Annotated in this window: 20 protein-coding genes and 1 tRNA gene; 14 read left to right on the top strand and 7 right to left on the bottom strand. The window is 69.0% G+C overall.

All coding sequences use genetic code 11. The features are described from left to right. Positions 1-38 precede the first annotated feature (38 nt). Positions 39-129: transfer RNA gene (locus EBE87_RS05840), tRNA-Ser, on the top strand. Between the two features lie 33 nt (positions 130-162). On the opposite strand, the gene EBE87_RS05835 is transcribed toward EBE87_RS05840, so the two are convergent. From EBE87_RS05835 to EBE87_RS05820, 4 genes are all read right to left on the bottom strand, one after another. Beyond that, entirely contained in the window at positions 163-789 is a 627-nt protein-coding gene (locus tag EBE87_RS05835; protein ID WP_120639902.1) for a glutathione S-transferase family protein, read from the bottom strand. Positions 790-867: 78 nt separating this feature from the next. Beyond that, positions 868-1,938: an acyl-CoA dehydrogenase family protein gene (locus EBE87_RS05830; protein ID WP_158600980.1), complete on the bottom strand. Its 1,071-nt coding sequence runs from the start codon at positions 1,936-1,938 to the stop codon at positions 868-870. Positions 1,939-1,943: 5 nt separating this feature from the next. Beyond that, the gene (locus EBE87_RS05825; protein ID WP_120639900.1) at positions 1,944-3,101 is read right to left on the bottom strand and encodes an acyl-CoA dehydrogenase family protein; all 1,158 of its coding nucleotides are present in this window, start codon (positions 3,099-3,101) and stop codon (positions 1,944-1,946) included. 12 nt (positions 3,102-3,113) lie between these two features. Beyond that, positions 3,114-4,091 (bottom strand): Bug family tripartite tricarboxylate transporter substrate binding protein, encoded by a 978-nt coding sequence (locus EBE87_RS05820; RefSeq protein WP_147426148.1) that lies wholly within the window; start codon positions 4,089-4,091, stop codon positions 3,114-3,116. A 211-nt stretch (positions 4,092-4,302) separates the two neighbouring features. Between EBE87_RS05820 and EBE87_RS05815 the strand changes: the two genes are divergently transcribed. The 4 genes from EBE87_RS05815 (at position 4,303) to EBE87_RS05800 (ending at position 10,184) form a co-directional block, all read left to right on the top strand. Beyond that, a complete protein-coding gene (locus EBE87_RS05815) occupies positions 4,303-4,587 on the top strand; it encodes a hypothetical protein (protein WP_120639898.1) in 285 nt (94 codons plus the stop codon). Between the two features lie 129 nt (positions 4,588-4,716). After that, positions 4,717-5,433, top strand: coding sequence for an ImuA family protein (locus EBE87_RS05810; RefSeq protein WP_147426147.1), 717 nt, complete (start codon positions 4,717-4,719; stop codon positions 5,431-5,433). Then, the gene (locus EBE87_RS05805; protein WP_122139927.1) at positions 5,430-6,995 is read left to right on the top strand and encodes a Y-family DNA polymerase; all 1,566 of its coding nucleotides are present in this window, start codon (positions 5,430-5,432) and stop codon (positions 6,993-6,995) included. Before EBE87_RS05810 ends, EBE87_RS05805 begins: the two co-directional genes overlap by 4 nt. Before the next feature lie 9 nt (positions 6,996-7,004). Further along, positions 7,005-10,184 (top strand): error-prone DNA polymerase, encoded by a 3,180-nt coding sequence (locus EBE87_RS05800; protein WP_122139926.1) that lies wholly within the window; start codon positions 7,005-7,007, stop codon positions 10,182-10,184. Here the strand turns inward: EBE87_RS05800 and EBE87_RS05795 are convergent, their stop codons facing one another. Then, the gene (locus tag EBE87_RS05795; protein ID WP_120636625.1) at positions 10,185-10,991 is read right to left on the bottom strand and encodes a glycosyltransferase family protein; all 807 of its coding nucleotides are present in this window, start codon (positions 10,989-10,991) and stop codon (positions 10,185-10,187) included. Between the two features lie 101 nt (positions 10,992-11,092). On the opposite strand from EBE87_RS05795, the gene EBE87_RS05790 reads away from it, so the two are divergent. The 6 genes from EBE87_RS05790 (at position 11,093) to EBE87_RS05765 (ending at position 19,230) form a co-directional block, all read left to right on the top strand. Continuing rightward, a complete protein-coding gene (locus EBE87_RS05790) occupies positions 11,093-11,665 on the top strand; it encodes a nucleoside 2-deoxyribosyltransferase (protein ID WP_120636626.1) in 573 nt (190 codons plus the stop codon). Between the two features lie 65 nt (positions 11,666-11,730). Then, positions 11,731-13,398 (top strand): MFS transporter, encoded by a 1,668-nt coding sequence (locus EBE87_RS05785; RefSeq protein WP_120636627.1) that lies wholly within the window; start codon positions 11,731-11,733, stop codon positions 13,396-13,398. Positions 13,399-13,483: 85 nt separating this feature from the next. Next, on the top strand, positions 13,484-13,975 hold the full coding sequence (gene dps / locus EBE87_RS05780; protein WP_120636628.1) for a DNA starvation/stationary phase protection protein Dps: 492 nt from the start codon (positions 13,484-13,486) through the stop codon (positions 13,973-13,975). An 89-nt stretch (positions 13,976-14,064) separates the two neighbouring features. After that, a complete protein-coding gene (gene parE / locus EBE87_RS05775) occupies positions 14,065-16,038 on the top strand; it encodes a DNA topoisomerase IV subunit B (RefSeq protein ID WP_120636629.1) in 1,974 nt (657 codons plus the stop codon). Between the two features lie 732 nt (positions 16,039-16,770). Continuing rightward, the gene (dinB, locus tag EBE87_RS05770; RefSeq protein ID WP_120636630.1) at positions 16,771-17,937 is read left to right on the top strand and encodes a DNA polymerase IV; all 1,167 of its coding nucleotides are present in this window, start codon (positions 16,771-16,773) and stop codon (positions 17,935-17,937) included. A gap of 363 nt (positions 17,938-18,300) precedes the next feature. Continuing rightward, positions 18,301-19,230, top strand: a complete 930-nt coding sequence (locus tag EBE87_RS05765; RefSeq protein ID WP_120636631.1) for a DMT family transporter — start codon at positions 18,301-18,303, stop codon at positions 19,228-19,230. 286 nt (positions 19,231-19,516) lie between these two features. Here the strand turns inward: EBE87_RS05765 and EBE87_RS05760 are convergent, their stop codons facing one another. Further along, a complete protein-coding gene (locus EBE87_RS05760) occupies positions 19,517-20,524 on the bottom strand; it encodes a Bug family tripartite tricarboxylate transporter substrate binding protein (RefSeq protein ID WP_120636632.1) in 1,008 nt (335 codons plus the stop codon). A gap of 169 nt (positions 20,525-20,693) precedes the next feature. Between EBE87_RS05760 and EBE87_RS05755 the strand changes: the two genes are divergently transcribed. From EBE87_RS05755 to EBE87_RS05745, 3 genes are all read left to right on the top strand, one after another. After that, positions 20,694-21,455 carry an IclR family transcriptional regulator gene (locus tag EBE87_RS05755; protein ID WP_120636633.1) on the top strand — a complete coding sequence of 254 codons (762 nt, stop codon included), beginning with the start codon at positions 20,694-20,696 and terminating at the stop codon, positions 21,453-21,455. Positions 21,456-21,499: 44 nt separating this feature from the next. Then, positions 21,500-22,405: an SMP-30/gluconolactonase/LRE family protein gene (locus EBE87_RS05750; RefSeq protein WP_199707082.1), complete on the top strand. Its 906-nt coding sequence runs from the start codon at positions 21,500-21,502 to the stop codon at positions 22,403-22,405. 224 nt (positions 22,406-22,629) lie between these two features. After that, positions 22,630-23,661 carry an alpha/beta hydrolase family protein gene (locus EBE87_RS05745; RefSeq protein ID WP_120636634.1) on the top strand — a complete coding sequence of 344 codons (1,032 nt, stop codon included), beginning with the start codon at positions 22,630-22,632 and terminating at the stop codon, positions 23,659-23,661. Between the two features lie 204 nt (positions 23,662-23,865). On the opposite strand, the gene EBE87_RS05740 is transcribed toward EBE87_RS05745, so the two are convergent. Next, positions 23,866-24,768, bottom strand: a complete 903-nt coding sequence (locus EBE87_RS05740; protein ID WP_158600799.1) for a YihY/virulence factor BrkB family protein — start codon at positions 24,766-24,768, stop codon at positions 23,866-23,868. Between the last annotated feature and the right edge of the window lie 252 nt (positions 24,769-25,020).

The raw sequence follows: 25,020 nt of genomic DNA, 5'->3' as shown, positions 1-25,020 counted from the left end.
CCGCCGCCGATTGGGCTGCTATACCCCCGCCCTGCGTTGGATGGGTGGCCGAGCGGTCGAAGGCGCACGCCTGGAAAGTGTGTATACCTCAAAAGGGTATCGTGGGTTCGAATCCCACCCCATCCGCCAGAGGCTTCCGCCTCATCTCCCCCGACAATCCGGTTACCGCGCGAGGCCGTAGGGCCCGCCCTTTTCCACCGCGCGGCGGTAGGCGGGGCGCTGTTGCAGCGCGCGGATCCAGGCATCCAGCGCCGGGTATTCGGCACGCTTGCCCATGCTGCCAGCCAGTTCCGCCACGAAGCTCAGCTGGATATCAGCGCCGGTCAGCTCCTCCCCCAGCAGGTAGGTGCGGCCCTGCAGCGCGCGGTCGATATTGCCAAGGTGATTGGCGATCTCGCCCTCGATGCGCGGCAGCAGCGGCGCCGCCGCCTTCCCCAGCCGGTTGGCATAGGTCAGCAGCATCAGCGGCAGCATGGCCGAGCCTTCGACGTAGTGCAGCCATTGCACATAGCTGTCATAGGCCGGCGAGGCCGGGTCCGGTTGCAGCCGCCCGCCGCCGTGGCGGCGGATGACGTAGTCGATGATGGCACCGGATTCGATGATGCGCCGCCCGCCATCCTCCAGCATCGGGGCCTTGCCGAGCGGGCTCGCCGCCTTCAGCTCCGGCGGCGCGAACCGGGTCTTGGGGTTCCGCTCGTAGCGGCGGACCTCGTAGGGCAGCTCCAGCTCCTCCAGCAGCCAGAGGATGCGGTGGGAGCGGGAATCACTCAGGTGGTGGACGACGAGCATTGGCCGGGGCCCCTTGCTGGCGTTGCTGCCAGCATGGGCCGCGCGGCGGCGTTGTCCAACGCCGCCGCGGTCACGATCTCAGGCGGCCAGCAGCGCCTCGGCTCGGGTGATACTGTCGCCGTATTCGAATTCCACCAGCAGCAGCCGCTTGGCGAGGCGCACGGCGGCCAGTTCCTCCGTCAGGCCCATGCCGCCATGCAACTGGATCGCCTCCTTGGCGAAGGCGCGGGCGGCGGGGCCGATATGCAGCTTGGCCAGCGACAATTCGCGCGCCGCCCAAGGCGTGCCGGCCTCGGCCTGCTCCAGCAGGTGGCGCATCAGGGCGCGGGCCGTCTCATAGATGACGTAAAGCTCCACGGTGCGGTGGCGCAGCGCCTGGAAGCTGGCCAGGGTCTGGCCGAACTGCACGCGGGTGTTCAGGTAGCCCACCGTCTGCTCCAGCGCCGCGCCCATGGCGGCCACGGCCTCCATGCAGCACAGGAAGGCACCGGCATCGCGGGCCTGGACCAGGGATGCTTCCACGGCCTCGCCCTGCGCCAGTAGCGTGGCGGCGGTGCCATCGAAGCTGGCATCCAGGCTGGGCTGGCCATCCAGGCGCTCATGCTCGCGCAGCGTTGCGGCGGAAGCCTCCACCAGCAGCAGCGCGGTGCCGCCTTCCGCCGCGCAGGCCACCAGCAGTTGCGTCAGGCCCGGCAGGCGGGCGACACCCTCGGCCGCGCCGTCCAGCCGCCATGCCGCGCCCTGGCGCGTGGCCCGTAGGCCGGGCGCGTCCTCCGGCAGCACGGGAATGATGCGCGCGGTTCCTTCCGCGAGGCCGCCGAGGGTCGCCTGCCCCGCCTCTCCCGCAGCTTGCAGCAGGATGGGCACGATGGCGCAGGCGGGCACCAGCGGCAGGGGCAGCGCGGCGCGGGCGCCGCCTTCCACCAGGGCGGCGACATCCGGGATGCCGCCGCCGATGCCGCCCTGTTCCTCCGGCACCATGATGGCGGGCCAGCCGAGTTCCGTGGCCTGTTCCCAGAGCCTGGCGGCATGCTCGTCGCGCTCCCGCACCTTGGCGAGTTCGGCGGTGCGGGCATCGGCGGCGGCGGCGAATTTCGCGGCGGAATCGAACAGGTCGCCCGGCAGCAGCGGGGTGGCGGTGAAGGCCATGTCGGTCAGCTCCCGAACAGGGTGCGGGCCAGCAGGTTCTTCTGAACCTCGTTGCTGCCGCCATAGATGGTGCGTGCCCGGCCGTAGAGGAAATTCTGCAGCCATTCGATGCCAGGCTCGGTGCTCTTGCCATTGGCATCGTCGATGTCGCGGAAGCGGAAGGCCAGGCGCCGCCCGGTGGCATCCAGCCCCAGTTCCTCCAGCGACTGCATCAGGTTGGAGCCCGCCAGCTTCATGACGGAGGAGACATTGCCCAGCGGCCGGTCATTCATGATGTCGTCCAGCGCGCGGCGGCCCATGTCGCGCAGTGCCAGCGCCTCGGCTTCCAGTCGCAGCAGGCGCTGCCGCAGGGCGGTGCGGCGCGGGCTGCCGGCCGGCATCTCCTCCACCAGCCGGCGGGCGCGGTTCAGCAGGCCGATGATCGGCGCGGTATTGGCCACGCCCAGGCGCTCATGCTGCAGCAGGTACTTGCCGTAGCTCCAGCCCTGCCCTTCCTCGCCCACGCGGGCGGAGGCGGGCACGCGCACGCCATCCAGGAAGACCTGGTTGACGTGGTGCCAGTTGTCGATGGTGCGGATGGGCGTGACGGAGATGCCCGGCGTGTTCAGCGGAATCAGCAGCAGCGAGATACCCTGCTGCCGCTTCGGCTCCTGCGAGGTGCGGACCAGCGTGTACATCATGTCCGCTTCCTGGGCGTGGCTGGTCCAGATCTTGGTTCCATCCACCACGTAGTCGTTGCCGTCCCGCACCGCGCGTGTTTTCAGGGAGGCGAGGTCGGAGCCCGCATCCGGCTCCGAATAGCCCTGGCACCACCAGACACTGCCATCCAGGATGCCCGGCAGGTGCTGCCGCTTCTGCTCCTCCGACCCATAGGCGATCAGCACGGGGGCGAGGTGGCGCAGCCCATGGTGATATTGCGGCGGGCAGTCGCACTCGGCCAGCACCTCATCGAAGATGTGGCGCTGGTGCAGCGTCCAGCCGGTGCCGCCGTATTCCACCGGCCAGTTGGGCGCGCCCCAGCCGCGCTCGAAGAGGATGCGCTGCCAGGTGCTCCATTCGCGGCGGCCGAGCTTGCCGTTGCGCGCCACCAGCGCACGGATCTCCGGCGGGCATTGCGTCAGGCAGAAGTCGCGCAGTTCCGCGCGGAAGGCCTCGTCATCCATCGAGAGAATACCTTATTCGATGCTGATCTTGGCGCGCTGGATCACGCTGCGCCATTTGTCGGATTCGCTCTTCAGGATGCCCCCCAGCTCTTCCGGGGAACTCCAGGTGGCGTCGCCGGCGCCGGCCTGGGCGGCGCGGCGGATCACCTCGGGCTCGGCCAGCACGGTCTTCAGCGCGGCGTTCAGCCGGTCGATCAGCGGGCGTGGCGTGCCGGCGCGGACGCAGAGGTAATTGATGACCGTGACATCGAAGCCCGGCACCGTCTCGGCGATGGTCGGCACCTCCGGCAGTTCCTTCATCCGCGTCGCGGCGGAAACCGCGATGGGCCGCAGCTTCCCGGCATCGATCAGCGGAATCATGATCGGATAGGTGTCGATGGTGAAGTTGACGCGCCCCGCCGCCACGTCCTGGATGGCAGGCCCGCTGCCGCGATAGGGCACGTGCACCATCTGCATGCCGGTTTCCACCGCCAGCAGCTCGCCCGCCAGATGGCTGCCGGCACCGATGCCGGAGGAGGAGAAAGTGAGCGAGCCCGGCTTCTCCTTGCCCAGCCTGATCAGGTCGGCCACCGAGCGCACCGGCAGGTCCGCGTTCACCGCCAGCAGGTAGGAGCCGCGCGTCAGCAGGCTGACCGGCGCGAAATCCTTCACCGCGTAGGGCATGTCCTTCATCAGGATCGGGTTGGTGATCAGCGGCCCCGGCGTGCCGTAGAGCAGCGTGTATCCATCGGCCGCCGACTGCGCGACCGCCGCGGCGCCCGGGGTGCCGCCGCCGCCGCCGCGGTTCTCGACCACCACGTTCTGGCCCAGCACATTGCCCAGTGCCTCGGCCACGATGCGGCCGGTGGCGTCGGCGCCGCCGCCGGGTGCAAAGGGCACGATCATCCGCAACGGGCGGCTGGGCCAGCTCTGGGCCCGGGCACTGCCGCCCGATGCCATGATGCCAAGGGCAGCGGAGCCCAGTCCGGTCAGGACTTGCCGGCGATTCATCACGTTCACTCCCACCACGCGCACGCCCGGCGGCGTCGCACCGGCTGCTGGGCCGGCATTCTTGTTGTGTCGGCTATCGTATCGGGCGGAGGCGGACAATGCCGCATGCAGCACAAATGCTGTGCCATAGCTGACAAGGTCTTACCGCGACCGCAACCGTATCCCGGCCTGCCGGTTTACGGGACTGCAAAAGCTTCCAGGGAGATCGGTCATGAGTGACAAGCCTGAACCGGCTGAACAGGCCCCGGGGGACACCCAGAGCAGCTTGCAGGACGGCTACAGCCGCTTCGAAGAAACCGCCCATCGGTTGGCGGAAGAAGCGAACGGGCAGGTCCATCATGCGGCGGAGGATGCTCAGGGCTATGTCCACCAGGGGCTGAACAACATGAGCCGCGCCGGCAGCGCGGTAGCCGGCGCCATCCGGCAGCGGCCCTTCGTGTCCCTCGCGCTGGCGGCGCTGGGCGGCGCCCTGATGGCGGTTTCCCGCCGGAGCTGAGTCTCCGCGCCCCGAATGCCCGTGGCGCCCTTCGGTGGAAGGGCTCCACGGGTTTTTTCATGCCTGTGATGTGGCACCTGTTGATCAGGCTTGTACTCGGCCGGGGAAGTGTGGGAACAAATGATGAACATGACCGCACGATTCTCACCCCTCGACCGATCGGCGCTGCTGGCCGACCTGCGCAGCCAGGTGGCGGGGTTGGAACATGCCGGCAGCCGCCCCGGGCGGGAGGACGCGGTGCCGCTCTGCCCCTCGCTGGACCAGGCCCTGCCGGCCGGCGGGCTGGCCCGTGCCGCGCTGCATGAGGTGCTGGCGGTGGGGGAGCTGGGCGGCCCCGCCCTGGGCTTCATCGCCCTGGCCCTGGCGCGCAGCGGCGGCACCGTGCTCTGGATCGCGCCGGAGCCCGAGGCCTGGCCGCCCGGGCTGCTGCGCTTCGGGCTGGGGCCGGAGCGGCTGCTGCTGGTGCGCGCCACCCGGCAGGCCGATGCGCTCTGGGCCATGGAGGAGGCGCTGCGCTGCCGCGCCATTTCCGCCGCGCTGCTCTTCTCGCCCGGCATCAACCTCACCGCCGGGCGGCGGCTGATGCTGGCGGCGGAGGCCGGCGGTGCGCTGGGCATCCTGCTGCGGACGGACAGCGCCGCCCCCGGCCCGGCGGTGGCGCTGACCCGCTGGCGCATCGCCCCCCTGCCCGCCCTGGAGCCGGATCGCCCGCGCTGGCAGGTGGAACTGCTGCGCAGCCGCGGTGGCGCGGGTGGGCAATGGAGCCTGTGCTGGCGCGAGGATGACGGGGCGCTGGAGGACGAGGCCCTTGCCCCCGCTCCCTCGCGCCGGAGCCGGGTGGGATGAGACGCCGCGTCTGCCGCCCGCCGCGCCTGACCGCGCCAGCGCCGGAGGCCCTGCCGCCGCCGACGCTGCCGCCATCCGGCGATACGGTGGGCCGCCGCTTCCTGGCGCTGCACCTGCCGCTGCTGCCGGTGGAAGCCACCGGCCGGGCCGAGGCACCGACCCTGGTCTGGCGCGCCGAGGGCTCGGCACGCCGGGTGGTGGCGGTGGAGCCGCGCGCCGCCGCCCTGGGCGTGGCCGTCGGGCAAAGCCTGGCCGATGCCCAGGCCATCGCCCCCGCCGTGCGGCCCCGGCCTGAGGACGGCGGCGCCGAGGCGGCGCGGCTGGAGGCACTCGGCCTTTGGGCACTGCGCTTCACGCCCCTGGTGGCGCTGGACCCGCCGGATGGGCTGCTGCTGGACATCACGGGCGTGGAGCCGCTCTTCGGCGGCGAGGTGGCGCTGCGCGACCGCGTGCTGCGCGGGCTGGCGCGGCTGGGCCATGCGGCGCAGGCGGCCATTGCCGGCGGCACGCTGCTGGCTTCCGCCATTGCCCGCTGCGGGGGCACGGTGGTGCCGCCAGGGCAGGATGCCGTGGCGGTGGCGGGCCTGCCGCTGCCGGCCATGCGCCTGCCGGTGCCAGTGCTGGTGGGGCTGCGCCGCCTGGGGCTGGAACGGGCTGGCGACGTGCTGCGGCAGCCCCGCGCGCCGCTGGCCCGCCGCTTCGGCGCGCCCCTGGTGCTGCTGCTGGACCGGATGCTGGGCGAGGCCGCCACCCCCTTCCGCAGCCTGCGCCCGCCGCCCGAGTTCCAGGTGGTGCGGGAGATGATGGAACCGCTGATCACCCGTGGCGGCATCGATGCCGCGCTGTCCCGCATGCTGCCGGCGCTTTGCGTGCAACTGGGGGATGCCGGGCGCGGCGTGCTGCGGCTGGTGCTGCGGGCGCATCGCGGCGACGGCACGGTGCAGGAAGCCATGCTGGGCCTGGGCCTGCCCAGCCGCGACCCCGCGCATCTGCACCGGCTGCTGGAGAGCAGGCTGGAGGCGCTGGAACCCCGCTTCGGCTTTGAGCGGCTGGACCTGCTGGCCGAGCGCACCGAGCCGCTGGCGGCGCTGCAATCCGGCATGGTGGCCGGCGCCACGCCCGCCGCCGATGCCGCCGCGCTGGCGCAGTTGATCGACCGCCTGGGGCAGCGGCTGCCCGTCTGGCGCCTGGCTCCGCGCGCCAGCCATTGGCCGGAGCGCGCGGCGATGAAGGTGGACCCCTTCGCCAGCATCGACACGCCCCAGGGCTGGGCCGCCCGCCCCCGCCCGCTGCGCCTGCTGCGGCAACCGGAGCAGATCGAGGTGATCGCAGTGCTGCCGGATGCGCCGCCGCGCCGCATCCACTGGCGCGGCAACTGGGTCAACATCCGCGCCGCCGAGGGGCCGGAGCGTTTTGAGCCGGAATGGTGGCGCGACCGCCCGGACCGCCCGGTGCGCGACTATTACCGGGTGGAATGCGCGGACGGCACGCGGCTCTGGGTCTGCCGCGCCGGGCTGCCGGAAGCCTCGCCGCGCTGGTTCCTGCATGGCGTCTTTGCGTGAGGGGCCGCCATGGGCTTCGCCGAACTGGGCGCCATGTCCAACTTCACCTTCCTCGAAGGTGCCTCCCACCCGCATGAGCTGGTGCTGACGGCGAAGCTGCTGGGGCATAGGGCCATCGGCATCGCCGACCGCAATTCCCTGGCCGGCGTGGTGCGCGCCATGGTGGCGGCGGAGCACAAGGACATCCGCCTGCCCTTCGTGGTCGGCTGCCGCGTGGTGCTGGAGGACGGACACGAATACCTGGTCTGGCCTACCGACCGTGCCGCCTATGGCCGGCTGACGCGGCTGCTGTCGGAAGCCCGCATGGTGGCGGAGAAGGGCGAGGAACGCATCACCCGCGAAGCCCTGCTGGCTGCTGCCGAAGGGCAGATCATGGCCCTGGTGGCGCCGGAATTGCCGGACGAGGCTTTCGCCGCCCGGCTGCGGCAGGATGCGGCGGCGCTGCGGCGTGGGCTCGCCATGCCCTTGTTCTGCGCCGCCGCGCATCGCTTCGGTGGCGACGACCGGCGGCGGCTGCGGCGGCTGGCGGAGATGGCCGGCGTGGCGCGGGCACGGCTGCTGGCTGCCGGCGGCGTGCGCTTCCACCAGCCGGAGCGGCGGCGGCTGGCCGATGTGCTGGCGGCCATCCGCCTCGGCACCACCATCGACGCGCTGGGCCTGGAGGCCACGCAGAATGCCGAGGCGCATCTGAAGCCCGAGGCCGAGATGCGACGCCTCTTCACCGGGCTGGAGGATGCGGTGGAAGCCAGCCTCGATATCGCCGCCGCCTGCCGCTTCAGCCTGCGCGAGCTGCGCTACGAATATCCGGAGGAGATCCTGGAACCCGGCCTGACGGCGCAACAGGCCTTGGAACAGCGCGTGCAAACCGCCGCCGCGCGCCACTGGCCGGAGGGCGTGCCGGAGAAGGTGGCGCGGCAGATCGCGCATGAACTGCGGCTGGTGGAGAAGCTCGGCTACGCGCCGTATTTCCTGACGGTGCATGAGATCGTGCGCTTCGCGGAATCGCAGAAGATTCTGTGCCAGGGGCGTGGCTCGGCGGCCAATTCGGCCATCTGCTTCGTGCTCGGTATCACCGCCGTGCCACCGGACAAGCGCGAGTTGCTGTTCGAGCGCTTCATCAGCGAGGCGCGCGACGAGCCGCCGGATATCGACGTCGATTTCGAGCACGAGCGGCGGGAGGAGGTGATCCAGCACATCTACGGCCGCTATGGCCGCGACCGCGCCGCCATCTGCGCCACGCTGATCCGCTATCGCGGCCGCAGCGCCGTGCGGGAAGTCGGCAAGGCCATGGAACTGTCGGAGGATGTCACGGCGCGGCTGGCCAAGGGCACCTGGCACCATGGCGACGGCGGCCTGCACGAGGTGGCGCGGGAGCAGGGCCTGGACCCGGATGGCGACCCGCGCCTGTCCATGGCGCTGGATCTGGCGGAGGAGTTGCAGGGTTTCCCTAGGCATCTGGCCACGCATGTCGGCGGCTTCGTCATCACGCGCGGCAAGCTGACGGAACTGGCGGTGGTGACCAAGGCGGCGATGGAGAACCGCCACACGCTGGAATGGGACAAGGACGATATCGACGCGCTGCGGATGCTGAAGGTCGATGTGCTGGGCCTGGGCATGCTGAGCTGCCTGCGGCGCGGCCTGGCGCTGATCGCGCAGCATGGCGGCGCCAGCTACGGGCTGCGCGACATTCCGCAGGATGATGCGGAAACCTACCGCATGCTCTCGCGCGGGGAGAGCCTGGGTGTCTTCCAGGTGGAAAGCCGGGCGCAGATGAACATGCTGCCGCGCCTGCGCCCGCGCGAGTTCTATGATCTGGTGATCGAGGTCGCCATTGTCCGCCCGGGGCCGATCCAGGGCGACATGGTGCATCCCTATCTGCGGCGGCGGGAGGACCCGTCGCTCGTCACCTACGAAAGCCCGGAACTGGAAGCCGTACTGAAGCGCACGAAAGGCGTGCCGCTGTTCCAGGAACAGGCGATGCAGATCGCGATTGTCGCGGCCGGCTTCAGCAATTCCCAGGCCGATGCGCTGCGCCGCGCCATGGCGACCTTCCGCCATACCGGCGCTGTGCCGGAATTCCGCGAGCCTTTTCTGGAAGGCATGGCACGCAACGGCTATTCGCGCGACTTCGCGGAACGCTGCTTCAAGCAGATCGAGGGTTTCGGCTCCTACGGCTTTCCGGAAAGCCACGCGGCCTCCTTCGCGCAGCTCGTCTACACCTCGGCCTGGATCAAGCGGCACCACCCGGCGGTCTTTGCCTGCGCGTTGCTGAACAGCCAGCCCATGGGCTTCTACGCACCGCCGCAGATCGTGCGGGACGCGGCGGAGAATGGCGTGCCCATCCGCCCCATCGACGTGCTGGCCAGCGAATGGGACTGCACGCTGGAGCGAGATGGCGGCAGGCTGGCGCTGCGGCTGGGGCTGCGGCTGGTTTCCGGTCTGGACCCCAAGGCGGCCGAGGCGCTGGTGGCCGCCCGCCCCTGCCGGGATTTCGCCTCCCTGGTGCGGCAGGCGCGGCTGGACCGCCGCGCGGTGGAAGCCCTGGCCAATGCCGATGCCTTTCGTGGCATGGGGATGGACCGCCGCCGCGCCCTCTGGGCTGCCGCCGGGCTGGACCGCGCGGCCCCGCCGCCCCTGCCCCTCTTCGCCGCCGCCGAGGCACAGCCCAGCCTGCCCACAGCCACGGCGGGCGAGGAAACGGTGCTGGATTACGGCGCCACCGGCCTGACCCTGCGCGACCACCCGCTGGCGCTGCTGCGGCCGCAACTGGCGGCGCTGGACACCGTGGACAGCCGCGCCTTCGCCCGCCTGCGCCAGGGGCAGCGGGTGCGGCTGGCCGGGCTGGTGCTGGTGCGGCAGCGGCCGGGCAGCGCCAAGGGCGTGGTGTTCTTCACGCTGGAGGATGAGTTCGGCACGGTGAACCTCGTGCTCTACCAGCATGTGGTGGAAGCGCACCGGGCCGCCGTGCTCTCCGCCCGGCTGCTGCTGGTGGAAGGGCGGCTGGAGCGGCTGGACGAGGCCGAGGTGCCCATCCTGCACCTGATCGCCCGCCGGCTGGAGGACCGCTCGGACCTGCTGGATGGGCTGCACCGCCTCGGCGGCCCGGCGCTGCAGCCGCCGCTGGCCCATGCGGACGAGGTGGCGCGCGGCGGCCGGCCCATGGCCCATGGCAGCCGCGACTGGCGCTGATCAGGCGCCGCAGCGGTAGCGGTAATAGTCCAGCAGCATCTTGAAGCGGAATTCGCCCTCGGTGGATTTCAACCCGGCGAAATGGATGAAGGCGACTTCCTTTTCTCCGGCGAGGAAGCGGGGCATGGAATCGGTCCAGACCGGCTGGATCTCCGGCTTCAGGTAGTAGTTGGTGCTGGCGATGCCCGGCACCAGCCCGCCCACCGGGGCTACCGCCAGGCCCTGCTTGTCGCAATAGTAGTTGAGCAGCGGCTGGTCGTGCACGCGCGGCTGCCGGCAGAGGTCGAATTCCTCCGCATTCGCGGCGATGCAGGCGCGCAGCGCCTCCGCCGTGACCTCCGCCGGCCGCAGCACGACCATGCCGGTGGAGAAGTGGCGGGAGCGCGGAAACAGCGCCTTGCCATGCTCGGCATAGACCCATCCCCAGGTGCTTTCGCCGAAGAGCAGGTCCACCCGCTTCTCCAGCACCGGGAGGAACAGCGGCGAAAGGTCGCGGTTCAGCACCACGTCGATGTCGATCATCATCAGCGCGTCGCAGGGCAGGTAGAGCGCCTCCAGCTTGCGGAAATGGCCAATGAAGCGGCCCTTCATCTGGCGGGAGATCGCCTCCACCTCCGGGTGGAAGGTGTCCATGCCGATGAACCCGATGCCGTGGCGGGCGGCCAGGGCGCGGCTTTCGGCGTCATCCCCGTCGTAGGAGATCATCCAGGCCTCCTGCTCCGGCATCCAGTGCCGGAAGCTGGCCAGGAAGGGCTTCAGGTAATGCAACATGCGGTCATTGGCCACGAAGGTCAGGATCGTCTTCATCTCGTCATCCGCACCGGCTGCTGCCCGCAGTAACACCCCTGGGCCGCCATGGCACCCTGCGCGCCCTGGCGCGGGCGTGGGTGGCGGGGCAGATTGCAGCCATGCGCATCTATCTCGCCGGACCCGACGTCTTCCTGCCCGACGCCGCCGCCATCGCCGCGGCCAAGAAAGAGATCTGCGCCCGCCATGGCGTGACGGGCGTCTTTCCCCTCGACCCCATCGAGGATGCCGCCGCCACGGCCGCGCCCCAGCGCTTCATGAAGATCTACCTCTGGAACGAGGCGCATATCCGCTCCTGCGACGCGCTGGTGGCCAATCTGACGCCCTTCCGTGGCCCCTCGGCCGATGCCGGCACGGTCTTCGAGCTGGGCTTCATGCGGGCGCTGGGGCGGCCGGTCTTCGGCTATGCCAATGCGGCGGCCAATTTCCGCGACCGCACCCTGGCCTTCCTGGGCGAGGCCGCCCGGCCCCGGCGGGAGCCGGACGAGTGGGAGGATGCCGAGGGCCTGCACCTGGAGAATTTCGGCCTGCAGGACAACCTGATGATCGACGGCGGCATCCTGGCCTCCGGCGGCCGCATCATCACCCGCGCGGTGCCGGAAGCGCTGCGCTGGAGCGACCTGTCCGCCTTCGAGGAATGCATCGCCGCACTGGCCTCCGCCCGACAAAACTGACGCCGCCCACCCTGGCGGGCGCCCTCCGGCTGCGGCACAACGAGGCCAGCAGGGAAGGACGATTCATGGCCAGCCGGAGCACCGACGCCAACCAGGACACCGCGCAGGCGCGCGCGGCAGCGTCGTCCAGCTCCACCTTCTCGCCACTGCGGCACCCGTCCTTCCGGCTGCTCTGGATCGCCAGCTTGGCCAGCAACACCGGCATCTGGGTGCAGAACACCGGCGCCGGCTGGCTGATGACCAGCCTGGCGCCCTCCCCCATCATGGTCAGCCTGGTGCAGACGGCCTCCATGCTGCCGATCTTCCTGCTGGCCCTGCCGGCGGGGGCCATCGCCGATATCCTGGACCGCCGCCTGCACCTGATCTGGGCGCAGGGCTGGATGTGCGCCATGGGCGCGCTGCTCTGCGTGCTGACCGCCCTGAACATGATCGGCCCCTGGGGGCTGCTGGCGCTGACCTTCTCCATCGGCATCGGCAGCGCCATGAACTCGCCCGCATGGCAGGCCACCACGCCGGAGCTGGTGCCGCGGCACGACCTGACCCAGGCCATCGTGCTGAACAGCATCGGCTTCAACATCGCCCGCTCCATCGGGCCGGCGCTGGGCGGCTTCATCATCGGGCTGGCGGGCACCCAGGCCGCCTTCGCCTTCAATGCCCTCTGCTTCCTGGTGCTGATCATGGCGCTGGTGGCCTGGAAGCGGGAGGCGCCGCGCAGCCGGCTGCCGAAGGAGCATTTTCTGTCCGCCATGCGGGCGGGCATGCGCTTCGTGGGGGCCTCCCCCCTCATGCGCACCATCATTCTGCGTTCGGTGGTCTATGTCTTCTTCAGCGCCGCCGTCTGGGGGCTGCTGCCGCTGCTGGTGCGCCACCGGCTGGGCCTGGGGCCGGAAGCCTATGGCATGCTGCTGGGCGCCATGGGCGTCGGCGCCGTCTGCGGCGGGCTGGCCATGACGCGGCTGCGCCGCCGGCTGAGCTCCAACGGCATGGTCTTCATGGCCACGCTGCTCAGCGCCGCGGCCCTGATCATGCTGGGCCTGGCCCGGCACTGGTCGCTGGCCGGGGCCGGCATGCTGTTCTACGGCGCCTCCTGGATCATCGCCACCTCCACCCTGCAGGCCCGGGCGCAGATGATCGCGCCGGCCTGGGTGCGGGCGCGCGCCATCGGCATCTACCAGCTCTCCTTCAACGGCATGCTGGCGCTGGGCGCCACCCTGGCGGGCTGGCTGGGCGATGCCGTGGGCGTGCACTGGGCGCTGCTGGGCTCGGGCATCGGCGGGCTGGTGGCGGGCACCGCGGTGCGCGCCCTGCGGCTGGAAGGCCCGGCATTGCAGGAGGCCCCGGCCACCTCGATCCCGGAGCCCGAGGCCCCGGCGCCGGAACTGGCCGGGCTGCTGGCGAGCGACCGTGGCCGGGTGCTGGAAGGCGTGCGCTACCGCATCGACCCCGCCGACCGCACCGCCTTCCTGGCCGCCATGGCGCATCTGCGGCAGGTGCGGATGCGCAGCGGCGCCCTGTGGTGGCGGCTCTACGAGGATGTGGCGCACCCGGAATACTGGGCCGAGTTCTGGGCGGTGGAAAGCTGGACCGAGCATCTGCGCGAAATGGACCGGCTGGAGCCGGAGGACCGCGCCATCATCGCACGCGCCGCCGCCCTGCACCGGGGAGACACGCCGCCCAAGGCCTCCCGCTATCTCGCCCAGGACCCCCTGATCGCGCAGGGCAGGCATTCTTGAGCTTGGCAGGGCTTGCAACGCGGGCCCGGGCAACTCTCATTCCAAAGGCAGCGTTAGACGCGCCAGACAGTGGGAGAATTCCATCATGGCCCTTCGCAAGTCCCCCAACGACCTTGGTGAGAATGCCAAGAAGACCTCCATCAACGTTTTGAACGGCGTTCTGGTCGATACCCTCGACCTGACCAACTCCGTCCGCATGGCCCACTGGACGATGCGCGGCCCGAATTTCATCGGCCTGCACACCATGCTGGAGGGCTTCTACAACGACCTGTTCCAGTTCGGCGACGACGTTGCGGAGCGCCTGGTGCAGCTCGGCGGCACGCCGGACGGCACCAGCCAGATCGTGGCCGAGAAGACCCGCCTGAAGGCCTATCCGCGCGACGTGACCTACACGATGAAGCATGTTGAGGAGCTGGTGGAGCGCTTTTCCGCCAATGCCAAGACGGTGCGTGAGGGTATCGAAGCCACCGACGAGGCCGGCGATGCCGACACCGCCGACCTGCTGACCGAGATCTCCCGCGATCTCGACAAGAAGCTGTGGATGCTCGAGGCGCATACCGGCAACGCCGAGAATTGAGCACCCGATCCGGGGCGCCAAAGCGCGCTCCGGGTTGCGGTTCACCCCCCTCCGCCGCTACCGTGCGGCGCGAGGGGTGTGAACAAGACATGAACGATCTCTTCGGCGGCAAGGGCGTCAAAGCTCCTGCTCAGGCAAGTTACTCCGCCAAGGACATCGAGGTCCTGGAGGGGCTGGAGCCCGTGCGGCGCCGGCCCGGCATGTATATCGGCGGCACCGACGAGAACGCCCTGCACCATCTGGCGGCGGAGGTGCTGGACAATGCCATGGACGAGGCGGTGGCCGGCCATGCCGACCGCATCGAGATGTCATTGGAAGCCGGCAATGTGCTGGTGGTGCGCGACAACGGGCGCGGCATCCCGGTGGACCCGCACCCGAAGTTCCCCAAGCTCTCGGCGCTGGAGGTGATCCTCACCACCCTGCACTCGGGCGGCAAGTTCTCCGGCAAGGCCTACGATACCTCGGGTGGCCTGCACGGCGTCGGCAGCTCGGTCGTCAACGCGCTGTCCGAGAGCCTGCAGGTGGAGGTGGCGCGCGACCGCACGCTGTTCACCCAGAGCTATGCGCGCGGCAAGCCGACCACCAAGCTGAAGAATGCCGGCGCGGTACATAACCGGCGCGGCACCACCATCCGCTTCAAGCCGGACCCCGAGATCTTCGGCAACCTGCAGTTCTCGGCCACGCGGCTGTTCAAACTCTGCCGCTCCAAGGCCTATCTCTACCGTGGTGTCGAGATCCGCTGGGCCTGCGACCCGGCGCTGATCAAGGACGACACCCCCAGCAACGCCACCCTGCACTTCCCTGGCGGCTTGCTGGACTTCCTGGCGGCTTCCGTGGAAGGCCAGGCCACCGTCATCCCTGCCCCCTGGGCCGGCGACGCCACCTTCCCCAAGGGCGCGGGCCGCGTGGAATGGGCCGTTACCTGGATGGAGCGCGGCGACGGTTTTGTGCACACCTACGCCAATACCATCCCGACGCCCCAGGGCGGCACGCATGAGGCCGGCTTGCGCTCCGCGCTCGTCAAAGGCCTGCGCGCCTATGGCGAGCTGAAGAAGGAGAAGCGGGCCGGCAATGTCACCGCCGAGGATATCTTCGGCGGCCTGGCGGGCATGCTGTCGGTCTTTGTGCGGGACCCGCAGTTCCAGGGCCAGACCAAGGACAAGCTGACCAGCCCGGAGGCCGCGAAGCTGGTCGAGGCCGGGCTGCGCGACCATTTCGACCACTGGCTGGCCGGCGACCCGGCCACCGCCGACAACCTGCTGGCCTTCGCCATCGAGCGGGCGGAAGAACGCATCCGCCGGCGCGAGCAGAAGGACACCCCCCGCAAGACCGCCACCCGCCGGCTGCGCCTGCCCGGCAAGCTGGCGGACTGCGCCCGCGAATCGGCCGAAGGCACCGAGCTGTTCCTGGTGGAGGGCGACTCGGCCGGCGGTTCCGCCAAGCAGGCACGGGACCGCGAGACCCAGGCCGTGCTGCCGCTGCGCGGCAAGATCCTGAACGTGGCCTCCGCCAGCGCCGACAAGCTGCGGCAGAACCAGGAGCTGAAGGACCTGATCGAGGCGCTGGGCTGCGGCGCCGGCGACCGCTTCGACATCAGCCGCCTGCGCTATGGCCGCATCATCATCATGACCGATGCCGATGTGGACGGCGCCCATATCGCCACGCTGCTGATGACCTTCTTCTACAAGGAGCTGCCGGAACTGGTGAAGCAGGGCCGGGTGCATCTGGCGCGGCCGCCGCTCTACCGTCTCGTGGCCGGGGGCAAGACCGTCTACGCGATGGACGATGCCGAGCGCGAGAAGCTGATGAAGAAGGCCTTCAAGCCGAACCAGAAGGTCGAGGTCAGCCGCTTCAAGGGCCTGGGCGAGATGCCGGCGGCATCGCTCAAGGAAACCACCATGGACCCGAAGCGGCGCACCCTGCTGAAGGTGGTGCTGCCGCCCGAGGAGCGCGCCGCCACCGCCGAGCGGGTGGAGGAGCTGATGGGCCGCAAGGCGGAACTGCGCTTCCGCTTCATCCAGGAGAATGCTGCGAAGCTGGACCTGGAGGAAGTGGACGCCTGATGTTGTCGGGCGTCAGAATAACTACCGGTCGACGCAAAAAGCTTCCGCAGCAATGACCTGATGCCGTTGCTGCGGATTGACTTGTCAATTTTTCTACACCATCCGGAATGAGGCCCGTGTTACTCTGCCAACATCGAGGCTCCTTCGGCGCACATTACGGATGCGGCGCATTGGCGCAGGGTAGCCTGCGACCTTCTTGAGGCCAGTCGCCGCTTGCCTCCAGGCAGCGTAAGCGGCTTGCGGACCTCCCTCGTCAACTTCGCGATGGGCGACCGGCTTGGCAGGCTGCCCGAAGCGTCGACGAGGTGCTCTTAGCAATGAGGTCCGGTTCGCTGTTGCTCGGTTTGCGCGCGAGCGCTGGAGTTCAGCCGGCCTCCCGCACTCCGGCCTGGCGCCGCCGCTCACGCCGGAATTCCTACGTCAGCCAGACCAGACCGGTGACACCTCCTGCCGTGGAAGCGCTCCCAGCCACCCACATGCCCAGGACGATAGCCGCATCTCCTGCTGTAGCACCCGGCATCACAATGCCGTCGAACCACCCGACAGGCAGCGGCTCGCCAGCTTAGGCCAGGAGCGCGCTGCCAGCCACATCCGTCATCGTCAAGCTGTAGGTAGCCAGCAGCCTCGTCGTCCGCCCCCTTGCCCCGTCACCGCAACGTCCGGGCGGCCTGAAACTGGAGCGCGGAAGAGGCGCTCGCTACAATCGGCCCAGGTCAAACGCATCACCGCTCCGTGACACCACCTCTCCGCAAGATCATCCATGTCGATCAGGACGCCTTCTACGCGTCCGTCGAGCAGCATGACGACCCCTTGCTCAAGGGGCGCCCGCTGGCTGTCGGCGGCTCGCGTGAGCGCGGCGTGGTGGCTGCGGCCTCCTACGAGGCCCGTGCCTTCGGAGTGCGCTCAGCCATGCCGTCGCGGACGGCGCTGCGGCTCTGCCCGGACCTGGTCTTCGTGCCGCCGCGCTTCGACCGCTATCGCGATATCTCACAGCGTATCCGGGGCATCTTCCTCGAGTACACGCCCTTGGTAGAGCCGCTCAGCCTCGACGAAGCCTACCTGGACGTCACCGAGAACCTGAAGGGCATGCCGACGGCAAACGGGATCGCGCGCGAGATCCGTGCCCGCATCCTGGAGGAGACGGGCCTGACCGCCTCGGCGGGCGTCAGCTACAACAAGTTCCTGGCCAAGCTCGCGTCGGACCATCGAAAGCCGAACGGGCAGTTCGTCATCACGCCCGAGATGGGGCCGGACTTTGTCGCCGATCTCGACGTCGGCAGGTTCCACGGCATCGGTCCCGCCACCGCCGCCAAGATGAACGGCCTCGGCATCCGGACCGGGCGCGACCTGCGGGAGCAGCCGCTCGCCTTCCTGCAGGCGCAGTTCGGCAAGGCGGGCGCGCATTTCCATGCCATCTCGCACGGCGAGGACGACCGGCCCGTGGTTCCTGATCGTCCGCGCAAGTCCTCGGGGTCTGAGACCACCTACCCTCGCGACCTTTCGGACCCGCACGAGATCGAGGCGGCCGTGGAGGCGCTGGCGGTTGAGGTGTGGGAGTGGTGCGAGAAGCATGGCGCCCCCGGCCGCACCGTCACGCTGAAGGTGAAATGGGCGGACTTCCAGCAGATCACCCGGAGCCGGTCCTCCGCCGAGCCGGCGCAGAGCCGGGCGGCTGTGGTCGGCACTGCCATCGACTTGGCACGCAGCTTGTTTCCATTGCCGAAGAAGGTGCGACTGCTCGGCGTCACCGTGTCGAACTTCGACGGCGATCATTTGGCCAGTGGCATCCAGATGGCTTTCGACTTCAGGCATGACGAATTGCTGGACCGGAAAAATGAGCCCTCTCAGCTTCCTGATGGTACCTGCGGAGACGCTGACGACGCAGCGCCGCCGGACTGACCTCCACACCTGACGAGAACCGAGCTCAGCCGCGCCTCACCTCGGTCCTTGCCGTTCCGCTCGTAGTGGCTCGCCGCACGAAGCGATCAAGCCCTGGTCACTGAAAGAAATCCTGGATGGAGCGCGCCGCTTTGTCGACGGCCTCCGCACAGGGCTGCAGGGCCTGCCGCCCTGGCCAGCGAGCTACGTGGCGAACGTAATAATGAAGTCCAAGCTCGAGAGGCACGCTCCGCCGAGCCCTCCAACCGGCTTATTGCCACAAGGGGCACCGGGTTCCTTCCGTATTCAACCCGTCTGATAAAGTGACTAGGCTGCACCGGCCATCACGGTCGCCCTCGGCCGTACGACAACAAGGCGATCTTGATGACAGTTCGGCCCACCGGCCTCCTCTACGCCATTTCCGCGGTCACCATCTTCGCGATGCAGGATGGAATCTCCAAGCATCTCGGCGATGCCTACCCGCCGATTTTGATCGCAATGATCCGCTATTGGGCGTTCGCCGGCTTCGCGGTCCTGCTGGCCAGCCGCTCTTCCGTCGGCCTGCGGAGGACCGCCGCCGCCCGTCGCCCGTGGCTGCAGATCGCCCGCGGGGTCCTGCTCGCCGTGCAAATCGGCCTGTCGATCTTCTCGTTCTCGCGTGTCGGGTTGGCGGCGACGCACACCCTGTATGCCGCGACCCCGCTGGTCGTCGCCTGCCTTTCTGTCCCATTCCTGGGCGAGAAGGTGGGTTGGCGACGCTGGACCGCGATCAGCGCCGGCTTCATCGGCATCATCCTGATCATCAACCCGCTTCAGGCGACGTTCGACGCCAAGATTGCAATTCCTGCTCTGGGAACGGTTCTCTTCGCGATCTACTCCGTGATGACGAGGCTCGCGAGCCGGACGGATTCGTCAGGAACAGCCTTCTTCTATACCGGTGTGGCAGGTGCAGTGGCGATCAGCCTCGTCGGGCCCTTCTACTGGACCCACATCACATTGGCAGACTGGTTCTGGATGCTGACTCTCTGCATCACCGGCACCACTGGCCATTACCTGCTGATCCGCGCCTTCGACCTGCTCGACGCCGTCGTCGTCCAGCCAATGTCTTACATCCAGACCGTGCTGGTTTGCTTGATGGGCGTCTTCGTATTCGGCGAGGTTATGACGCCCAACATGGTGGTCGGCTGCGCCATTGTCATTGGCGCCGGCATCTTCACCATCTGGCGGGAGGCGATGCTCGGTCGTGCGGCACCTCAGGCGGTTTACCGGCCGGCCATGACGGAACCCGCGTCACGATCCGAACCGATCTCCTAGGCGCAAGCGGCCGGCCTTGCATGCAAGGTTCGGCGACAGGCCTCGATGGAGACCATTGCGAAGCCGCGCTACCACCCCGGCGGCATCTCTCCTCGGCAGCAGCTTCGGGTTCACGAAGGAGCCGGCCCCGGTTTCGCGCGGCCCGGCGATGGCCAGGGCCTGTACCCAGCGGATCTTGGCCTCGGTTGCCATGGTTCGGCCGATTTTCCGCCGCCCGTCGCGCGGACCGGTCTCGCTGAGGAGAATGGTCGTGGGCGACTCCCTCGCCGCTCCTTGCTGATCAGGCTTACTGAGGCTTCACGCCTGCTTCGCGGAGGACTTGCTCCCACCGCACCATCTCGGCTTCGACGTAGGTCTTCGCCTCGGCAGGCGTATTCGTCACGATCCGCTCGGCGCCGAGTTCTGTCAGGCGCTGGCGCAGGGTTCCCTCGGCAAGGATCGCGGCAACCTCTTCCCGAACCTTTTCGACGATGGACGCAGGCGTGCCCGCGGGCGCCATGATGCCCTGCCAGACACTGAAGGTGGCGGCGGAGTACCCCGCCTCGGCTACCGTCGGGACATCGGGCATGACCGCGCTGCGCTGGGCGGAGGAGACGACGAGCGCCCGCGCCTGCCCCGCGGTGGCCAGCGGGAAGCCAGTGACGCCGGCATCGTAGAGCATCTCCACCCGCCCGGCGATGAGGTCCTGCGCGGCGGGGGCACTGCCGCGGTAGGGCACCTCTTCCATCTTCAGCCCCGCGGCCTTGGTGAGGAGCAGACTGACAAGTTGCAGCGCGCCACCGGTTCCGGTGCTGCCGTAGGCGTACTCGCCCGGCTTCGCGCGGACCCGCTCGACGAATTCGGCCAAGGTCTTGGCGGGAGAGCTGTTCGGCACCAGCAGGACCATCGGCCCCTCAGCCACGATGGTCACCGGGGTCAGGTCCTTGACCGGGTCGTAGTCGAGCTTGGCGTAAAGGGCGCGGTTCACCGCGTGACCGGTGTTGGTGAAGAGCAGGGTGGCGCCGTCCGGCCGCGACTTGGCGGCGGCGGAAGCACCGATGTTGCCACCGGCGCCGGTTCGATTTTCCACTACGACCCGCTGCGGCAGGCGCTGCGACAGCGTGTCGCAGATCAGGCGCGCAATGACGTCGGTCGGGCCACCGGGGGCGTAAGGGAGGATCATCCGGACCGGCTGGTCCGGCCAGGCAGCGGCAGTTTGTGCCCGGAGGACACGGGGCATTGCGAGCGTGGCGGCGGCCAGGGCGGCGCTGGCCAGCACGTCCCGGCGCGTATGAGGGGTCTGGAACTTGGGCATCGGTGCTTTCTCCCTTGTGCCGCCGCTGGCCACGGCCCGGTCGGGCCGCTGAACAGAGGCATTATTTCTGTTGTGCGGAAATTATTTCTATCTTACAGAAATATGTATTCGCCGTCGGCATTGCCCGTCAACCAGGCCACAGCGCCTTGCAGCATCGAAGGTCTGGAACATGACCCTCCCAGACAAGGCCCCCGTTCCCAAGCGGCGCGGACGTCCCCCATCGCCCCGGCAAGACGCGGATCACCCGGGCGTCGGCGAGCAGCGGGTGGAGGCGGTGGAGCGCGCGCTGAGCATCCTCGATGCCTTCGGGGACGGAACGCCGCGCCTGTCCCTCAGCGAGGTCGCCGAGCGGACGGGGCTGTATCCGAGCACCGTGCTGCGGCTGGCGGCCTCGCTGGACCGCTTCGGCTACCTGCACCGCGGGCAGGACGGACTGTTCCGGCTGGGCCCCACTCCCCTGCGGCTCGGGCTGCTCTACCGGGATGCCTTCGACCTGGCGTCCCTCGTGCGGCCGGCGCTGGCGCGGCTGGTCGACAGGACCGGCGAGACGGCCGCCTTCTACGTGCGCGAAGAGGGGCGCCGCGTCTGCCTGTACCGCCACCACTCGCCCCGGCTCATCCGGCACCATGTCGAGGAAGGCGCCTCGCTGCCGCTGGACCGCGGCGCGAGCGGCCACGTGCTGATGGCGTACGCGGGCGGTTCGGAGCCTGTCCACGAGCGGGTCAGGGAGCAGGGATGGTGCCTGTCCCTTGGCGAGCGCGACGCGGAGGCGGCAGCGGTCGCCGCTCCGGTCTTCGGCCGGGGAAGGCAGTTCGTCGGGGCGCTTGGTGTCATCGGCCTGCGGAGCCGCCTCGAAGCCGAGAGCCATGCCGGCATCGCCGCGGCGCTGTGTGAGGAGGCCCGCCTCCTGTCGCGCGAGATCGGCGCCTGAGGCGCCCACCCTTCCCGTCCGTAACCAGAACCGGAGACCAAGCCTTGGACCCATTCAGCCCCACGCCGCGCCCGGTTGCCACGCGCGTCCACTCGGAGATGCCCGCCGCCCTCCGCCGTCCAGTCGTGACCGAATGGTCGCGGGCCAACAAGCGCGGCCAGCCGGTGGACTGCTTCCTGGAGGGGCCGTGCTTCGACGCGGCCGGCAACCTCCACGTCACCGACATCCCGCATGGCCGCATCTTCCGCATCTCGCCGGAAGGCGACTGGACCCAGTTGGCCGAGTACGACGGAGAGCCGAACGGGCTGGCGCTGCACCCCGACGGCCGGCGCCTGTATGTCGCCGACTACAAGCAGGGCATCCTGTCGCTCGACCTCGCCTCCGGGGCGCTGGAACCGGTGCTGGCGCGGCGGAACAGCGAGCGGTTCAAGGGACCGAACGACCTCGTCTTCGCCAGAAACGGCGACCTCTACTTCACAGACCAAGGGCAGAGCGGGTTGCACGACCCCACGGGGCGTGTGTACCGGCTGCGTCCCGGCGGCCAGCTCGACTGCCTGCTCTCCAACGGCCCCAGCCCCAATGGACTCGTCCTGTCCCATGACGAGGAGGTGCTGTTCGTCGCCATGACGCGCGACAACGCGGTCTGGCGCCTGCCACTCCTGCCCGACGGCAGCACATCCAAGGTCGGCCGCTTCGCGTCTTTCCATGGGACGAGCGGACCCGATGGGATGGCCATGGACGCGGCGGGGAACCTCCTGGTTGCTCATGCCTCCCTCGGCAGCGTCTTCGTGCTCTCGCCGCAGGGCGAGCCGCTGGCGCGGATCCGCTCCTGCCGGGGGGCGACCACGACCAACGTCGCCTTGGGCGGCGTGGACGGCAACACCGTGTTCGTGACCGAGTCCGAAACGGGAGCGGTGCTCACCGCCGAATGGCCGCTATCGAGAAGCTGACAGGGGCGAGCGATCGGCCAGTACAGCCGCACAGCTAGCCGGAAGCGGAATGGCCGTTGCCGAGGCTGAGCACGGATAAGCGGACATGCGGTGCCGGCCGTGCCGCGGCTGCTTGTGGCCTCCAGTGGTTCTTCCGCCAGATTTCACGGAGAGAACCGCCCCTGGTGGCGCGCTGCCGCATTGCCGTGGCAACTTCTGGCGCTTCATAACCGGAGGAACGAACAATGAGGTACTCCCTGGCCATCATGGCCATCGCGCTCGGGATCGGCGGCGCCCAGGCCCAGGTATCGCCGCCCCTGCAGGTCCAGGAGATCGGCAGCTTCCATGTCGGCGGTCGTGTCGTGGCACTCGGGGACATGCCGAAGCGTGAGATCATTCCCTCGCCGGGTGCGCCACCGATCCAGATGGACCCCAACGGCGAGTTCCAGGTGGAACAGATGTACGCGCAGTACATCAAGCTGGCGGAGCCGCGCGCCCGTTATCCCCTCCTGCTCTGGCATGGCGGCGGCCTGACGGGCGTAACCTGGGAGACGACGCCGGATGGCCGCCCGGGATGGCAGATATACTTCCTGCGCCAGGGCCATGACGTCTATGTCAGCGATGCCATGGAGCGGGGCCGCTCCGGCTGGGCGCGCTTTCCTGAGATCTTTGCGAGCGAGCCTGTCTTCCGCTCGATAGGCGAAGGCTGGGACCTGTTCCGCGTGGGCCCGCAATCCGGCTGGAACCCTAAGGCCGCCCAGCGCAGGGCCTTTGCCGACACTCGCTTCCCCCTGGCGGCCTGGGATGCCTTCGCACGCCAGTCTGTGCCGCGCTGGACCACCACGGACAGCCAGATCCAGGCAGCCTACAACGAGTATGTCCAGAAAGTCTGCCCCTGCGTGATCATCGTGCACAGCCAGGGTGGCAACTTCGCCTTCAACGCTGCGCTGGCGGCGCCGGACAAGGTACGGGCGGTGATCGCTATCGAACCATCAGGCACGCCGTCGGCGGGCACGGACGCCTCGCCGCTGCGTGGCGTGCCGCACCTTGTCGTCTGGGGCGACCACTTCGCAGATTCCCCTTTCTGGCAGAAAATCCGCAACAATGTTGAGCGCTGGGCTGGTGCCATCCGCGACATGGGCGGCACGGCTGACATCATGGACCTGCCGGCCGATGGGCTGCGCGGCAACAGTCACATGATGATGATGGACACGAACAGCGACGAGGTGGCTGGCCGCATCCAGGCATGGATGGCACGGCGTGGCCTGATGCGCTGAAGGAATCATTGCTGCAGGCCAGCCGCCTCCGATGACAACCGGAGGCTCATGCCCGCTATCCAGAATGCGGCAGGGCCATCCGGATGTCTCAAACGCGCGCCGAGCTGCCGCCAAACGGATCTCTTGCGTACGCAATCTTGGCCGAACCACACGCGCCTCGATGGGGAGAACCCTCCCGTACCGCGCGAGGCAGCCTCCAGCCGACTAAGGGTATGGTAACGCGCCATCAGTGCTGGGCCTGGATTGTTGCTCCAGTTCAGCGTCGAGCACGGCCCCGGCAAGGACGGCCGCGCTGGAGACCCAGGCCCAGAGCATCAGGCCCAGCACGCCGCCAACCGAGCCATAAAGCCAGTCGTAGCTGCCGACACGCTGGATATACCAAGACACCGAAGCCGAGCCGAGCAGCCAAACGGACGACGCCGCCACACTGGCCCAGACCGACCAGTGCCAGCGCGGGCGGGCATGGCAGGGACCGTGCCTGTAGGTGAACGCGAAGGCGACAGACGCAAGAGCGAGCAGGACAGGCCAGCGCAGAAATTGGAGCATCCTGTCCACGCCTCCGCCGGACCCGGCTCTGATACCGAGCGCGACCGACACACCCAGCACACCGCCAAGCGCCAGCATGACGAACACCATGGCCCCGATCGCGAACAGGACACCGGTACCGCAGAGGCGGAGGACGCCGCGTGTCTCCGTCTGACGATAGGCGACGTTCAGCGCGGCAAACAACTGGGTCACCGCCACCGTGGCGCTCCACAGCGCGGTGGCGGCGAGCCCGGCGGCGAGGCCGATCCGCCCTCCCCCTGCTGTCCCGATGCGCCCTAATGCATCGCGAGCCACGTCCGCCGCCCCGGTGGGCAGCGGACCTGCCAGGTCCTGGAAGTATCTCGCCGCCACCTCCGGATCCACAAAGAGGCCGCATAGCGTGACCAGGGCCGCGAGCGCCGGGAAGATCGCGAGAAGTGCGTAGAACGCAACTGCGGCCGCCTCGCCAAGCAAGCGATCCTGGTAGATGCGCCAGAAGCAGCGGCGCAGTACCTGACCGCCGCCGCATGCAAGAATATGCAGCGTGCTGATTGTGGTACGCCTCCCCTCTGGCTGTGGCAAGGCGGTGCTTCTGCGGGGAACGGCACTGCAATCACGGTCTGTCGGCATGTCGACTAGAACGCTGCGGCGACGGGAATGGTACGGCGCTGTGCCCTGTGCCGTCGCGTCTCATGTACTTTGGCCCGTCCGCCTTCAGGAACGGCGCTGTGCCACCCGTATGGCCAGGAGCGGAATGGCCGTTTTCCGGGAGAAATACGCGACAGGACATCCACAACGGCTAGGTGCAGGCCGGTGGAGCCGTGGATCTGGGCC

It is taken from the genome of Teichococcus wenyumeiae (assembly GCF_003696345.1).
In the GTDB taxonomy this organism is placed as follows: Bacteria; Pseudomonadota; Alphaproteobacteria; order Acetobacterales; family Acetobacteraceae; genus Pseudoroseomonas; species Pseudoroseomonas wenyumeiae.
This window is presented reverse-complemented; position numbering and strand designations above follow the sequence as displayed.

What these genes read in the sequence shown, in the direction of transcription:
- dps (WP_120636628.1), top strand. Translation starts at nt 13,484, where the DNA reads ATGGCCCTTCGCAAGTCCCCCAACGACCTTGGTGAGAATGCCAAGAAG.
- EBE87_RS05745 (WP_120636634.1), top strand. Translation starts at nt 22,630, where the DNA reads ATGAGGTACTCCCTGGCCATCATGGCCATCGCGCTCGGGATCGGCGGC.
- EBE87_RS05820 (WP_147426148.1), bottom strand. Translation starts at nt 4,091, where the DNA reads ATGAATCGCCGGCAAGTCCTGACCGGACTGGGCTCCGCTGCCCTTGGC.
- EBE87_RS05810 (WP_147426147.1), top strand. Translation starts at nt 4,717, where the DNA reads ATGACCGCACGATTCTCACCCCTCGACCGATCGGCGCTGCTGGCCGAC.
- EBE87_RS05835 (WP_120639902.1), bottom strand. Translation starts at nt 789, where the DNA reads ATGCTCGTCGTCCACCACCTGAGTGATTCCCGCTCCCACCGCATCCTC.
- EBE87_RS05825 (WP_120639900.1), bottom strand. Translation starts at nt 3,101, where the DNA reads ATGGATGACGAGGCCTTCCGCGCGGAACTGCGCGACTTCTGCCTGACG.
- EBE87_RS05755 (WP_120636633.1), top strand. Translation starts at nt 20,694, where the DNA reads ATGACCCTCCCAGACAAGGCCCCCGTTCCCAAGCGGCGCGGACGTCCC.
- EBE87_RS05765 (WP_120636631.1), top strand. Translation starts at nt 18,301, where the DNA reads ATGACAGTTCGGCCCACCGGCCTCCTCTACGCCATTTCCGCGGTCACC.
- EBE87_RS05760 (WP_120636632.1), bottom strand. Translation starts at nt 20,524, where the DNA reads ATGCCCAAGTTCCAGACCCCTCATACGCGCCGGGACGTGCTGGCCAGC.
- EBE87_RS05800 (WP_122139926.1), top strand. Translation starts at nt 7,005, where the DNA reads ATGGGCTTCGCCGAACTGGGCGCCATGTCCAACTTCACCTTCCTCGAA.
- EBE87_RS05790 (WP_120636626.1), top strand. Translation starts at nt 11,093, where the DNA reads ATGCGCATCTATCTCGCCGGACCCGACGTCTTCCTGCCCGACGCCGCC.
- EBE87_RS05830 (WP_158600980.1), bottom strand. Translation starts at nt 1,938, where the DNA reads ATGGCCTTCACCGCCACCCCGCTGCTGCCGGGCGACCTGTTCGATTCC.
- EBE87_RS05785 (WP_120636627.1), top strand. Translation starts at nt 11,731, where the DNA reads ATGGCCAGCCGGAGCACCGACGCCAACCAGGACACCGCGCAGGCGCGC.
- parE (WP_120636629.1), top strand. Translation starts at nt 14,065, where the DNA reads ATGAACGATCTCTTCGGCGGCAAGGGCGTCAAAGCTCCTGCTCAGGCA.
- EBE87_RS05795 (WP_120636625.1), bottom strand. Translation starts at nt 10,991, where the DNA reads ATGAAGACGATCCTGACCTTCGTGGCCAATGACCGCATGTTGCATTAC.
- EBE87_RS05805 (WP_122139927.1), top strand. Translation starts at nt 5,430, where the DNA reads ATGAGACGCCGCGTCTGCCGCCCGCCGCGCCTGACCGCGCCAGCGCCG.
- EBE87_RS05815 (WP_120639898.1), top strand. Translation starts at nt 4,303, where the DNA reads ATGAGTGACAAGCCTGAACCGGCTGAACAGGCCCCGGGGGACACCCAG.